This window comes from Streptomyces sp. DH12, assembly GCF_020873895.1.
In the GTDB taxonomy this organism is placed as follows: domain Bacteria; phylum Actinomycetota; class Actinomycetes; order Streptomycetales; family Streptomycetaceae; genus Streptomyces.
Genome location: NZ_JAHWGT010000011.1, coordinates 102824 through 115777, shown reverse-complemented (window position 1 = coordinate 115777; position 12954 = coordinate 102824). Strand labels below are relative to the sequence as shown.

Below are 12954 nucleotides of genomic sequence, written 5' to 3'. Positions count from 1 at the left end.
CGGAACGGCGGGGGCCGCCGAGAAGCCAAGGCCCGAGGCCTTGACCCGCGGCCGTGGGATCGATGAACGCCGCGATCGGCGACTCAGTCGTCGGTGGCCGTGTGTGGCGTCTCGCCGGCCCCCTCCGACCGGCCGGACGGCCCGGAGGGCAGGAGCGGCCTGCCCTCCGTCCCTGCGCCGAGCCGTCTCGGTCCGGGGACGTACACGGATGAGGATCGGCCTGGCGAGAGGCCCACCTGTGCCGTCCGTTCCGGAAGTCAAGGCAACCTTTCACCCCTTCCCCTGGTCGAAAACACATGATCGGCAAGACGGCGAACCAAGGGGGCACGGTCGTGCGCGGCCATCGCGTCAGAAGACTCAAGGCCCTGGCGGCTGTCGCCCTGGCGGTTGCCGGCATGGCGCTCGCAGGCGGCGGCTGCGTTCTGTCGCCCTCGGCGCCGGCGCAGCAGAGCGTGGACCCGGTGACGAAGGGCTACATGCTGACCCCGGCCGATTCGGTCGGTCACTACCGGAAGTTCTCGGAGTACCTGAAGGACCTTTCCACCAGGGAGTGCGAGGGGGCGCCGTCGAACGCGGACTGCTACATCGCACGCACCGAGGTGGGGCGTCCGGTCAGGGAGGAGGCGATCGGCGTCAAGGACCCCGCCGTCGCGCGGGCCCAGTACCGGTACGGGCCCAGAACGCTGCTGGTCGACGGCCTCTGGGGGACGATCGCCGACCCGGCCACCGCGCTCGACAGGTTCTTCGAGGCGATCGCCGACGGGGAGCAGGCCTTCCGCGGCGAGCTGGTCGGCTCCCGCGTGCGGTTCGCCCCTGCCGGCCTCCACGGCGTTCTGATCGAGTGCCAGGACGCCGATCTCAAGCGCATGGGCTCGGTGAGACCACGCTCCGCCCCGGCGATGCGGGTGCCCATCTGCGTCCTGGCCGACCACAGCATCGTGGCCGCCGTGGCCGTCGCCGACCCTCGGCAGAAGCGCGACGGAACCCCCGGCCCGACCCGCTCCCAGGTGGCCGACCTGACCGCGGACCTTTACACCTCCTCGCGCACCGAGTACTGGCACGGCGTCTGCACGTGGGCACACTGCAACGGCAAACCAAACGAACAGCCGTACGACTACTGACCTGGCGGCTTCACCGCGTCTCCGGCGTCGTCATGCCTGGGGCACGGCTGGGAGGTGATTCCACCTCGCACCGAGGCGTGCGGGTCGATCGTCCGCCGGTGACTGACCCGGGAGTGCAGCCGGGAAAGGGACGTTCCCCTGCCCGAGCCCGTCGGCTCCGCCCTGGCCGGGCCACGTGCTGCCGGAGGCGGGGGAAAGGGCAAGGCCCTGGGCGAGTGCCTCGGTCCCCTGACCCGGGCTACACCCCGCGGACGCATCCACCCGACGCCGTCGGGCCAGGCCCGTACGCGCGCCGCCGTGGACGCGGTCCGGGCCGCCTCCGCCACCGATGACGGCCCGAAGACGGCCCGCGAAGAGTCGTACGTCGCTTGACCTGCGGGGACCTCAGAAGCCGAAGTTCTGCGTCCACCAGGGCCCGCCCGGGCCGAAGTGGACTCCGACGCCCAGGCGCTTCAGGTCGCAGTTGAGGATGTTGGCGCGGTGGCCCTCGCTGTTCATCCACGCGTCCATGACGGCCTTCGCGTCCGCCTGGCCGCGGGCGATGTTCTCGGCGGCCAGGCCCTCGACGCCCGCCTGGGCCGCGCGGGCCCACGGGTCGTCGCCGTCGGGGTCGGTGTGGGCGAAGAAGCCCCGCTCCGCCATGTCCTGGCTGTAGGCCCGCGCCAGGTCGCCGAGGTCGGTCGAGGCGCGCACCGGGCCGCAGCCGAACGTCGCCCGCTCCTGGTTGACCAGGGCGAGGACCGCCGCCTCGGCGGCCATGGCCCGGCTGGTCGGTGACTGCGGGGCGGGCGGTGCGCTCGTGCGCTGCGGGGCGGGCGCGCTCGGCGTGGGGCGCGGGGCCGGTGGGGGAGTGGTGCGCTCGGGCGCCGGCGGCGGGGTCTTCGTGCGGGACGGCTTCGCGGGCGGCGTCGGCGAGGGGGCGGGGGGCTTCGGCGCGGCCGTCCGCGACCGGGTCGCCGAGGGGCGTGGCGCGCTGGGCGCCGCCTGGGGCGCCGGCGTACGGGAGGCGGGGGCCGCGGTGGCGGCGGGCGCGGGGGAGGTGCTGCCCTGGGTGCCCAGGTCGGGGGCGCTGCTGGAGCGTATGTGCCCGCCGGGCGTGCCGCCGGTGCCGCTGCCGAGGGTGAACGTCTCGCCGCCGGGCAGCAGCCCCGACGCCACGGCGACGGCGCCCACCGCCATGGCGGCCGAGGCGCCGAGCAGCCCGCCGCGCACGGGCAGGGCGCGCTTGCGCCGTCGGGCGCCCCGGTGTCCGGGGGTCGGGCCGTCGGCGCCGGACGGGGTCGGGCCGTACGCCTCCCGCCCGTCGGGTGCGGGCGCGGCGCCGGAGCGTCGATGGCGTCCCATCTGCTCTGCCTCCTGCGTTCAGCTGCTGGTCCTGCGGTCGTCCTGCGGCCCCGGAGGCCCGGAGGTGCCGGTGGGGCACGGCCGAACGGGTGAGGCTCGCTGGGTCGGGACTGTACGCCACCGGCACGCGGCAGGGAGGTGCTCCGGCCGGCGGCGGCCGGTTAGCGTGCAGCCATGAACGACGAGGCAAGGCTCACGGCATGGGTGCGCGGACGGGTGCAGGGAGTGGGGTTCCGCTGGTTCACCAGGGCGAACGCCCTGGAGATCGGTGGGCTGACCGGCTTCGCCCTGAACCTCGAGGACGGCCGGGTCCAGGTCGTCGCCGAAGGACCGAGTGAGAATTGCCACCGTCTCCTGGAATGGCTGCGCTCCGACGACACACCCGGCCGCGTCGACGGAGTCACTGAGATCTGGGACACGCCGCGCGGCGGATACGAGGGATTCGCGATCCGCTAGACGAGGGTCGCGGCTTTCCGTACCGAGGGGTGCGGATCACTTCCGGAGGGTGTCCGGGGGAGCGCGCACGTGGCCCCGGGAAAGAGAAATGGGCAGGTGATTGCCGAGAAGGGGTTGTGATGGCCGTCCCGGCGCGCAAGGATGATCTCCACGCCCCTCCGGGCACCGCGCGCGAGGCGCCGCCGTACGTTCGGCGGCCTGAGACCCCCCGGTTGCCCGTCGATGCAGGGCGTGATCGTGTTGACCGTCAAACTTTTTGGTGAGACTCTGGAAGCCCCGCGCACCCTGGCTGTTCGGCGGTGAGAACCGCAGCGGCACCAGTACCGCCGAGCACCGCGGGTGCGATTTCCCTCGACGACCCAACCGCTTCGGTCGGTCACTCAGTGTGGAGGACCATCCATCATGGCAAAGGCGCTTCTCGGTTACGTCGGCGGTACCGACCCGCGACTGCTCGCCGAGATGCGACGGCTTCAGCAGCGCGTCCAGGACCTGGAATCCGAGCTGGTACGGATCCAGTCCGAGAAGGACGCGCTCGCCGCTGCCGCCGCTCACCGCGAGCCGTTGCTCGACGGCATCGACATGGACGTTCCCAAGGGCGAGCCTGCGCTCACCTGACCCGGCAGGGACACCCGAGGCAGGCCTGAAGCTCGGGGAAGGTGAGAATCACTCTCGCGAACAGATATGCAAGGGACGCTTCGGCGTCCCTTCTTTCTTTTCCCGCCCCCACTTCACCAGAAGTCCTCGGACGTCACACCGGTTTCTTCACCGGAGTGTCGACAGCCGTACCCCCTCGCTTACCGACTGATCTGCCCTGCTCGTTCCCGGGCCAAACGAAACGCGCCGGGTAGAGTCCCGGACCGTGCACCTCAAGGCCCTGACCCTCCGCGGATTCAAGTCGTTCGCCTCCGCCACCACCCTGCGGTTCGAACCGGGCATCACCTGCGTCGTCGGCCCGAACGGATCCGGCAAGTCGAACGTCGTGGACGCCCTTTCCTGGGTCATGGGCGAGCAGGGGGCGAAAACCCTGCGCGGCGGCAAGATGGAAGACGTGATCTTCGCCGGGACGACCGGCCGACCGCCCCTGGGACGCGCCGAGGTCTCCCTCACGATCGACAACTCCGACGGCGCGCTCCCCATCGACTACGCCGAAGTCACCATCACGCGGATCATGTTCCGCAACGGCGGCAGCGAATACCAGATCAACGGCGACACCTGCCGGCTCCTCGACATCCAGGAACTGCTGAGCGATTCCGGGATCGGCCGCGAGATGCACGTGATCGTCGGCCAGGGCCGGCTCGACTCCGTCCTGCACGCCGACCCGATGGGCCGCCGCGCGTTCATCGAGGAGGCCGCCGGCGTCCTGAAGCACCGCAAGCGCAAGGAGAAGGCGCTGCGCAAGCTCGACGCGATGCGCGCCAACCTCGCCCGCGTCCAGGACCTCACCGACGAACTGCGGCGGCAGCTCAAACCGCTCGGCCGGCAGGCCGCCGTCGCCCGCCGCGCCGCCGTCATCCAGGCCGAGCTGCGCGACGCCCGCCTGCGGCTCCTCGCCGACGACCTCGTACGCCTCCGGGCGGCGCTCGACGCGGAGATCGCCGACGAGGCGGCGCTACGCGAGCGCAAGGAGCGCGCCGAGGCGGACCTGAGGGCCGCCCTGGTGCGCGAGGCCGCCCTGGAGGACGAGGTGCGCCGCCTCGCCCCGCGCCTGGAGCGCGCACAGCACACCTGGTACGAGCTGTCCCGGCTGGCCGAGCGGGTGCGCGGCACCGTCTCGCTGGCCGACGCCCGGGTGACCAGCGCCACCGCCTCACCCGTCGAGGAGCGGCGCGGCCGCGACCCGGAGGAGCTGGAGCGCGAGGCAGCCCGCGTCCGTGAGCAGGAGGCGGAGCTGACGGCGGCCCTGGAGGCGGCCGAACGGGCCCTGGAGGACACCGTCGCCCACCGGGCCGAGCTGGAACAGGCCCTCGCCGTGGAGGAGCGCCGGCTGCGGGACGCCGCCCGCGCCATCGCCGACCGCCGCGAGGGGCTCGCCCGGCTCAGCGGCCAGGCCGGCGCCGCCCGCTCCCGGGCCGGCGCCGCCCAGGCGGAGATCGACCGGCTGTCCGCCGCCCGCGACGAGGCCCGCGAACGTGCCGCCGCCGCACAGGAGGAGTACCAGGCGCTGCGCACCGAGGTCGACGGTCTCGACGCGGGCGACGCGGACCTCGCGGCGGCCCACGAGGCCGCCGCGCGCGAACTCGCCGCCGCCGAGGCCGCCCTCACCGCCGGCCGCGAGGCGCTCACCGCCGCCGAGCGCCGCCGCGCCGCCACCCAGGCCCGGCACGAGGCGCTCTCCCTCGGCCTGCGCCGCAAGGACGGCACCGGCGCCCTGCTCGACGCGGCCGACCGGCTCACCGGCCTCCTCGGCCCGGCCGCCGAACTGCTCACCGTCACCCCCGGCCACGAGGTGCCGATCGCCGCGGCCCTCGGCGCGGCCGCCGACGCGCTCGCCGTGACCGGCCCGGCGACCGCCGCCGAGGCGATCCGCCTGCTGCGCAAGGAGGACGCCGGCCGGGCCTCCCTGCTCGTGTCCGGCGCGCCGGAACCACCGCGGCCGACGGCACCCGAGACGCAGGAACCGCAGCCGGCGGGGGCCGAGGGGCAGGGGCCCCACGAGCAGGGGCCGCAGTCGGCGGGGCCCGACGCGCAGGGAGCGCCGCAGCTGTCCGCCGCCGCACCGGACCCCGGCCTGCCGGGTGGTGCGCTGCCCGCCGCCGAGCTGGTGCGCGGCCCCGGCGAGCTGATGCCGGCCGTCCGGCGACTGCTGCGGGACGTCGCGGTCGTCGGCACCCTGGAGGACGCCGAGGCGCTGCTGCGCGCGCGCCCCGGCCTGACGGCCGTCACCTCCGACGGCGACCTCCTGGCCGCCCACTTCGCGCACGGCGGCTCCGCCGGCGCCCCCAGCCTCCTGGAGGTGCGGGCGTCCGTCGACGAGGCCGCCGCCGACCTCGCCGAGCTGGCCGTACGGTGCCGGGAACTGGCCGCGGCGCAGGAGGAGGCGACCGAGCGGCGGCAGGCGTGCGCGGCCCGCGTCGAGGAGCTGGGGGAGCGACGCCGCGCCGCCGACCGGGAGAAGTCGGCCGTCGCCCAGCGGCTCGGCGGCCTCGCCGGGCAGGCCAAGGGCGCCGCGGGCGAGGCCGAGCGGGCCGACGCGGCGGTCGCCCGCGCCCGGGAGGCCCTGGAACGGGCGACGGCGGAGGCGGAGGAGTTGGCCGAGCGGCTCCTCGTCGCCCAGGAGGTCCCCGGCGAGGACGAACCCGACACGTCGGTACGGGACCGGCTCGCCGCCGACGGCGCCAACGCCCGCCAGACCGAGATGGAGGCGCGCCTCCAGGCCCGTACGCACGAGGAGCGGGTCAAGGCCCTCGCCGGCCGGGCCGACTCCCTGGACCGCGCCGCCCGCGCCGAGCGCGAGGCCCGGGCGCGCGCCGAGCGCCACCGCGCCCGGCTGCGCCACGAGGCGGAGGTCGCCGCGGCCGTCGCGTCCGGCGCCCGGCAGCTCCTCGCTCACGTGGAGGTGTCCCTGGTGCGCGCCGAGGCGGAGCGGTCCGCGGCCGAGGAGGGCCGGGCCGTGCGCGAACGCGAGCTGGCCGACGCCCGCGCCCGCGGCCGGGAGCTGAAGGCCGAACTCGACAAGCTGACCGACTCCGTCCACCGAGGCGAGGTCCTGGGCGCCGAGAAGCGGCTGCGCATCGAGCAGCTGGAGACCCGGGCGCTGGAGGAGCTGGGGGTCGATCCCGCCGTGCTCGTCGCCGAGTACGGCCCCGACCAGCCGGTGCCGGCCGCCCCGCCCGCCCCCGGCGAGGAGCCGCCCGTTCCCGAGCCGCCCGCACCGGGCGGGACCGGGGACGACGGCTCCGGCCCCGCGGACGACGCGCGGGTGCGGCCCTTCGACCGCGCCGAGCAGGAGAAGCGGCTCAGGGCGGCCGAACGGGCGTACCAGCAGCTCGGGAAGGTGAATCCGCTCGCCCTGGAGGAGTTCGCGGCACTGGAGGAGCGCCACCGGTTCCTCTCCGAGCAGCTGGAGGACCTCAAGCGGACCCGCGCCGACCTGCTCCAGGTGGTCAAGGAGGTCGACGAGCGCGTGCAGCAGGTCTTCGCGGAGGCGTTCCGGGACACCGCCCGGGAGTTCGAGGGCGTCTTCGCGCGGCTGTTCCCCGGCGGGGAGGGGCGGCTGGTCCTGACGGACCCGGACGACCTGCTCGGCACGGGCGTCGAGGTGGAGGCCCGGCCGCCGGGCAAGAAGGTCAAGCGGCTGTCGCTGCTGTCCGGCGGCGAGCGCTCCCTGACGGCCGTCGCGATGCTGGTGGCGATCTTCAAGGCCCGACCGAGCCCGTTCTACGTGATGGACGAGGTGGAGGCGGCGCTGGACGACACCAACCTCCGGCGGCTGATCCGGATCATGCGCGAGCTGCAGGAGAGTTCGCAGCTCATCGTCATCACGCACCAGAAGCGGACCATGGAGGTCGCGGACGCGCTCTACGGCGTGTCGATGCAGGGCGACGGGGTATCGAAGGTCGTAAGTCAGAGGCTCCGCTGACGGACCCCCGAGATCAACTTCAAGTACTGAACACATCTGGCCAAGTCGTGCGCTTCAAGTCACACGACTTGACCTCTTGACTTCGAAACTTGAAGGCATAGGGTCTGCAACGTTGCTTTTACCTTCAAGTGGTGGGCGGCGAGAGGTTGTGCGCCACTGGAAGGGCTCGCCCCCCATGCCCGGCGACGGCGCCGGGTACCAGGAGTTCACGTGACCAGCACCGCGCAGCCATCGGCGTCGGGGGCCCGGCAGGCCCACCCCGACCACCTGGGCCATGTCATCTTCATCACGGCCGCCGCCGCGATGGGCGGATTCCTCTTCGGCTACGACAGCTCCGTCATCAACGGCGCCGTCGAAGCCATCCGCCACCGGTACGAGATCGGTTCCGGCACGCTGGCCCAGGTCATCGCCATCGCCCTGATCGGCTGCGCCGTCGGCGCCGCCACCGCGGGGCGGATCGCCGACCGCATCGGCCGCATCCGCTGCATGCAGATCGCCGCCGCCCTGTTCACCGTGAGCGCCGTCGGCTCCGCGCTGCCGTTCGCGCTGTGGGACCTGGCCCTGTGGCGCGTCGTCGGCGGCTTCGCCATCGGCATGGCCTCGGTGATCGGCCCCGCGTACATCGCCGAGGTCGCCCCCGCCGCCTACCGCGGCCGGCTCGGCTCCTTCCAGCAGGCCGCGATCGTCGTCGGCATCGCCGTCTCCCAGCTCGTCAACTGGGCCATCCTCAACATGGCCGGCGGCGACCAGCGCGGCAAGATCGCCGGCCTGGAGGCCTGGCAGTGGATGCTCGGCGTCATGGTCGTCCCGGCCGTCCTCTACGGCCTGCTCTCCTTCGCCATCCCCGAGTCGCCCCGCTTCCTCATCTCCGTCGGCCGCACGGCGAAGGCCAAGGAGGTCCTCGCCGAGGTCGAGGGCGCGGGCGTCGACCTGGACGCGCGCGTCGCCGAGATCGAGCACGCCATGCACCGCGAGCACAAGTCCACCTTCCGGGACCTGCTCGGCAGCCGCTTCGGCTTCCTCCCGATCGTCTGGGTCGGCATCGGCCTGTCGGTCTTCCAGCAGCTCGTCGGCATCAACGTCGCCTTCTACTACTCCGCGACGCTGTGGCAGTCGGTCGGCATCAACCCGTCCAGCTCGTTCTTCTACTCGTTCACCACGTCGATCATCAACATCGTCGGCACCGTGATCGCGATGGTCCTCGTGGACCGCGTCGGCCGCCGGCCGCTGGCCCTCGTCGGCTCCGCCGGCATGGCGCTCGCCCTCGCCTTCGAGGCGTGGGCCTTCTCCGCCGACCTCGTCGACGGCAAGCTCCCGGAGACCCAGGGCGTCGTCGCCCTCATCGCCGCCCACCTCTTCGTGCTCTTCTTCGCCCTCTCATGGGGCGTGGTGGTCTGGGTCTTCCTCGGCGAGATGTTCCCCAATCGGATCCGCGCCGCCGCCCTGGGCGTCGCCGCGTCCGCCCAGTGGATCGCCAACTGGGCCATCACCGCGAGCTTCCCGTCCCTGGCGGACTGGAACCTCTCCGGCACGTACGTCATCTACACGGTCTTCGCCGTGCTCTCCATCCCCTTCGTGCTCAAGTTCGTGAAGGAGACCAAGGGCAAGGCGTTGGAGGAGATGGGCTAATCCCCGCTGCCCCTCTCCTCGACCTTCCGGCTGCCCCGGCCCGCCTCCTGTGCGCGGGCCGGGGCAGTCGGCCGCAGGGCGCCGTACACCGCGGCCGCCACCAGCGCGGACACCACCCACCCCAGCCCGTGGCGGCCCGGCCAGCTCCCCGCGAGCGGCCCGCCGAACCACTCGACCCGGGTGAACAGCAGCCCCGCGGCCAGCGCGGCCCCCCACCCCGCCACGGCCGGCCACGCGAACCCGCCCCGGTACCAGTACGCGCTCGACGGGCCCCGGTCCAGCAGCGCGGCCCCGTCGTACGAGCGGCCCAGCGCCAGGTCCAGGCCGAACACCCCCACCCACGCGGCGAACGCCACCCCCAGCAGCGTCAGGAACGACAGGAACGTCCCGAGGAACCCGGCCGCCGCCACCAGCAGCCACAGCCCCAGCACCAGGCTGATGGCCGCGTTCACTCCCACCGCCCACCCCCGCGGCAGCCTGACGCCGAGCGTCTGCGCCATGAACCCGGCCGAGTACATCGACATCGCGTTGATCAGCAGCATGCCGACGAGCGCGAGCAGCAGGTACGGCACCGAGAGCCACCGCGGCAGCCGGACGCCGATGAACCCCACCGGGTCCGCCGTCGACGCCAGCCCCGGCGTCGACTCGGCCATCACCGCCCCCATCAGCACCAGCGGAACCACCACGACCAGGGCCCCCGCCACCGTCGCCGCGACCATCGCCCCCGCCCGCGCCGTCCGCGGCAGGTAGCGCGCGAAGTCCGGCGCCGACGGGGCCCAGCTGATCGCCCCGGCCGCCAGCGTCCCGACCCCCACCACCACCATCGGCGCGGGCCCCGGCGGACGCCCCGCCACCGCGCCCCAGTCGGTCCGCGCCACCAGGTACGCCAGGACCGGCACCGAGAACGCCCCGAACAGGTACGCCGCCCAGCGGCAGCACACCCGCAGCGCCCCGATGCCGAGCCCCGACACGGCGAACGTCGCCGCGACGAAGAGCACCAGCGCCACCACCGCCACCGAAGTGCCCGTACGCCCCCCGCCCGCCAACCGGACCAGCGTGAGCAGCGCGTACGCGCCCGTCACGGCGTTGACCGTCTCCCACCCCCAGCGCGCCGCCCAGATCAGCGCCCCGGGCAGCAGGTTCCCGCGCTGGCCGAACACCGCCCGGGACAGCGCCATGCCCGGGGCGCCCCCGCGCTTGCCCGCCACCGACACCAGCCCCACGACCCCGTACGAGACGACGGGCGCCGTCACCGCCACGACCAGTACCTGCCACACGTTCAGCCCGTGCAGCACCACCAGGCCGGCGCCCAGGGTCAGGAGCAGGACCGTGATGTTGGCCGCGACCCAGGTCGGGAACAGCTCGCGGACACGGCCGACCCGCTCGGCCGCGGGGACGGGCTCAAGGCCCCGACTCTCGTACATTCACCGCACCCTTGCCTAAACAGGTCATAACGGCAAGGGATGGGGCGGCGGCGTCGCGCATACTGGTCGGACCATGGAATTCGTCATCCTTGCTGTAGTCATCGCCCTGGTCGCGGTCGGCGTGATCAGCGGCCTCGTCGTCGGCGGCCGCCGGAAGAAGCAGCTGCCGCCGCCCGCGGCCCCGTCGACCACGCCGACCATCACCGCCCCGCCCGCCGAGCCGCAGGTCGGCGAGGAGGCGGAGAAACCCCGTGAAGAGCCGCGCCGGACCATCGAGGAGGTCGACCTCCCGACGGCCGAGGAGGCCGTCGGCACGCCGGCCGCCGTCGAGGACCCGGTCGTCGCCGAGCCCCCGGCCCGCGAGGTCGAGGTACCCGAGCCCACCGCGGGCCGCCTGGTGCGGCTGCGCGCCCGGCTCGCCCGCTCGCAGAACTCCCTCGGCAAGGGCCTGCTCACGCTGCTGTCGCGCGACAACCTCGACGAGGACACCTGGGAGGAGATCGAGGACACCCTCCTCACCGCCGACGTCGGCGTCGCCCCCACCCAGGAACTCGTCGAGCGCCTGCGCGAGCGGGTCCGGGTCCTCGGCACGCGCACCCCCGACGAGCTGCGCGCCCTGCTCCGCGAGGAGCTGCTCGTCCTGCTGGGCAGCGACTTCGACCGCTCCGTGAAGACGGAGGGCGGCGAGGAGACGCCCGGCGTCGTCATGGTCGTCGGCGTCAACGGCACCGGCAAGACCACGACGACCGGCAAGCTCGCGCGGGTCCTGGTGGCCGACGGGCGCTCCGTGGTGCTCGGCGCCGCCGACACCTTCCGGGCCGCCGCCGCCGACCAGCTCCAGACCTGGGGCGAGCGCGTCGGCGCCCGCACCGTGCGCGGCCCCGAGGGCGGCGACCCGGCGTCCATCGCGTTCGACGCGGTGAAGGAGGGCATCGCCGAGGGCGCCGACGTGGTGCTCATCGACACCGCCGGCCGCCTGCACACCAAGACCGGCCTCATGGACGAGCTCGGCAAGGTCAAGCGCGTCGTCGAGAAGCACGGCCCCCTGGACGAGGTCCTGCTCGTCCTGGACGCCACCACGGGTCAGAACGGCCTGGTCCAGGCGCGCGTCTTCGCGGAGGTCGTCGACATCACCGGCATCGTGCTCACCAAGCTGGACGGCACCGCCAAGGGCGGCATCGTCATCGCCGTCCAGCGGGAGCTGGGCGTGCCGGTGAAGCTCGTCGGTCTCGGGGAGGGCCCGGACGACCTGGCGCCCTTCGAGCCGGAGGCGTTCGTGGACGCCCTCATCGGGGAGCCGGCCGACCCCGCCTGACCGTGACGCCCCCGGGCCGGCCGGCGCGGTCCCGACCCCGCCGGCCGGCCCGACCGCATCCCCGCACCGCTGACGTACGCCCCCGCGCGCCGCGGGTCAGGCCGCCGAGCGGTGGCAGATGTACGCCAGGGTGCCGAGCAGCAGCCGGGCCTGCGGCGCCGCGTGGCCCGCGTCGAGGGACGGCGCCCGCAGCCACCGCGCCGGGCCCAGCCCGCCGTGGTCCGACGGCGGCGCCGTGATCCAGGAGCCCGGCCCCAGGCACCGCAGGTCGAGGTCGGCGTCGTCCCACCCCATGCGGTACAGCAGCCGCGGCAGCTGCGCCGACGCCCCCGGCGCCACGAAGAACTGCGCCCGACCGGTCGGCGTCACGCAGACCGGCCCCAGCGGCAGCCCCATCCGCTCCAGCCGCACCAGGGCCCGCCGCCCCGCCGCCTCGGCGACCTCCAGCACGTCGAACGACCGCCCCACCGGCAGCAGCATCGACGCGCCCGGACACCGCGCCCACGCCTCCGCGACCGCGTCCACCGACGAGCCCGCGGGCACCTCGGGCGCGAAGCCCAGCGGATGGGCGCCCGGCGCCGGGCACGCGGCGTCACCGCAGGAGCAGGCGCCCGCCGCGGCCCGCGCCCCCGGCGCCACGTCCCAGCCCCACAGACCGGTGTACTCCGCCACCGCCGTCCACTCCGCCGCCCGGGTCGCGCGGCGGCGCGAGCCCGACAGCGCCAACCCCGTGAGTCCGGTGAACCCGGTCCATCCGGACCGCATGTCGCGGATGCGCGTGCCGCCGATCGTGAAGCCCATGTCTCCTCCAACGCGTCGAACTCGCCGGTGGTTACGACCTGGAGTTCCATCGTGACGCTGCGTCGCCCTGTCCCTCGTTCGGGTGGCGCTCGACCGCGAGCGAGGTGGTGCGCCGCTGTCCGCGCGCTGACTCGTGCATCAGCGCGCCGGGCTCCCGATCGTCATGCGACCAGTGAATCGCGCCCCGCGGTGGGGAGGTTCATTCGAAGGGGTGGCGAATGGTGGCGTTTGAGGAATCGGCCTCGCGGCGGCGGTGATCGAAGCATTACTTTCAGTGCACGAACC

The 12954-nt window shown here is 74.1% G+C and carries 9 protein-coding genes; 6 read left to right on the top strand and 3 right to left on the bottom strand.

Features of this window, described 5'->3' with window-relative positions:
* The first annotated feature begins 296 nt into the window (after positions 1-296).
* On the top strand, positions 297-1121 hold the full coding sequence (locus LPA54_RS12650; protein ID WP_228976867.1) for a hypothetical protein: 825 nt from the start codon (positions 297-299) through the stop codon (positions 1119-1121).
* A 384-nt stretch (positions 1122-1505) separates the two neighbouring features.
* Here the strand turns inward: LPA54_RS12650 and LPA54_RS12645 are convergent, their stop codons facing one another.
* A complete protein-coding gene (locus LPA54_RS12645) occupies positions 1506-2465 on the bottom strand; it encodes a CAP domain-containing protein (RefSeq protein WP_228976866.1) in 960 nt (319 codons plus the stop codon).
* A gap of 174 nt (positions 2466-2639) precedes the next feature.
* Here LPA54_RS12645 and LPA54_RS12640 point away from each other — a divergent pair, with 174 nt between their 5' ends.
* From LPA54_RS12640 to LPA54_RS12625, 4 genes are all read left to right on the top strand, one after another.
* Complete coding sequence (locus tag LPA54_RS12640) at positions 2640-2921, top strand: acylphosphatase (RefSeq protein WP_228976864.1); 282 nt, start codon at positions 2640-2642, stop codon at positions 2919-2921.
* 402 nt (positions 2922-3323) lie between these two features.
* The gene (locus tag LPA54_RS12635) at positions 3324-3536 is read left to right on the top strand and encodes a hypothetical protein (protein WP_058942311.1); all 213 of its coding nucleotides are present in this window, start codon (positions 3324-3326) and stop codon (positions 3534-3536) included.
* A gap of 244 nt (positions 3537-3780) precedes the next feature.
* A complete protein-coding gene (locus LPA54_RS12630) occupies positions 3781-7500 on the top strand; it encodes an AAA family ATPase (protein ID WP_228976861.1) in 3720 nt (1239 codons plus the stop codon).
* A 210-nt stretch (positions 7501-7710) separates the two neighbouring features.
* Positions 7711-9129, top strand: coding sequence for a sugar porter family MFS transporter (locus LPA54_RS12625; RefSeq protein WP_228976859.1), 1419 nt, complete (start codon positions 7711-7713; stop codon positions 9127-9129).
* Here the strand turns inward: LPA54_RS12625 and LPA54_RS12620 are convergent.
* Positions 9126-10553, bottom strand: coding sequence for a cytosine permease (locus LPA54_RS12620; protein ID WP_228976857.1), 1428 nt, complete (start codon positions 10551-10553; stop codon positions 9126-9128). The genes LPA54_RS12625 and LPA54_RS12620 overlap by 4 nt on opposite strands.
* Positions 10554-10626: 73 nt before the next feature.
* On the opposite strand from LPA54_RS12620, the gene ftsY reads away from it, so the two are divergent.
* The gene (gene ftsY, locus LPA54_RS12615; RefSeq protein ID WP_228976855.1) at positions 10627-11868 is read left to right on the top strand and encodes a signal recognition particle-docking protein FtsY; all 1242 of its coding nucleotides are present in this window, start codon (positions 10627-10629) and stop codon (positions 11866-11868) included.
* A gap of 96 nt (positions 11869-11964) precedes the next feature.
* On the opposite strand, the gene LPA54_RS12610 is transcribed toward ftsY, so the two are convergent.
* Positions 11965-12669 (bottom strand): bifunctional DNA primase/polymerase, encoded by a 705-nt coding sequence (locus LPA54_RS12610; RefSeq protein ID WP_228976852.1) that lies wholly within the window; start codon positions 12667-12669, stop codon positions 11965-11967.
* Positions 12670-12954 lie beyond the last annotated feature (285 nt).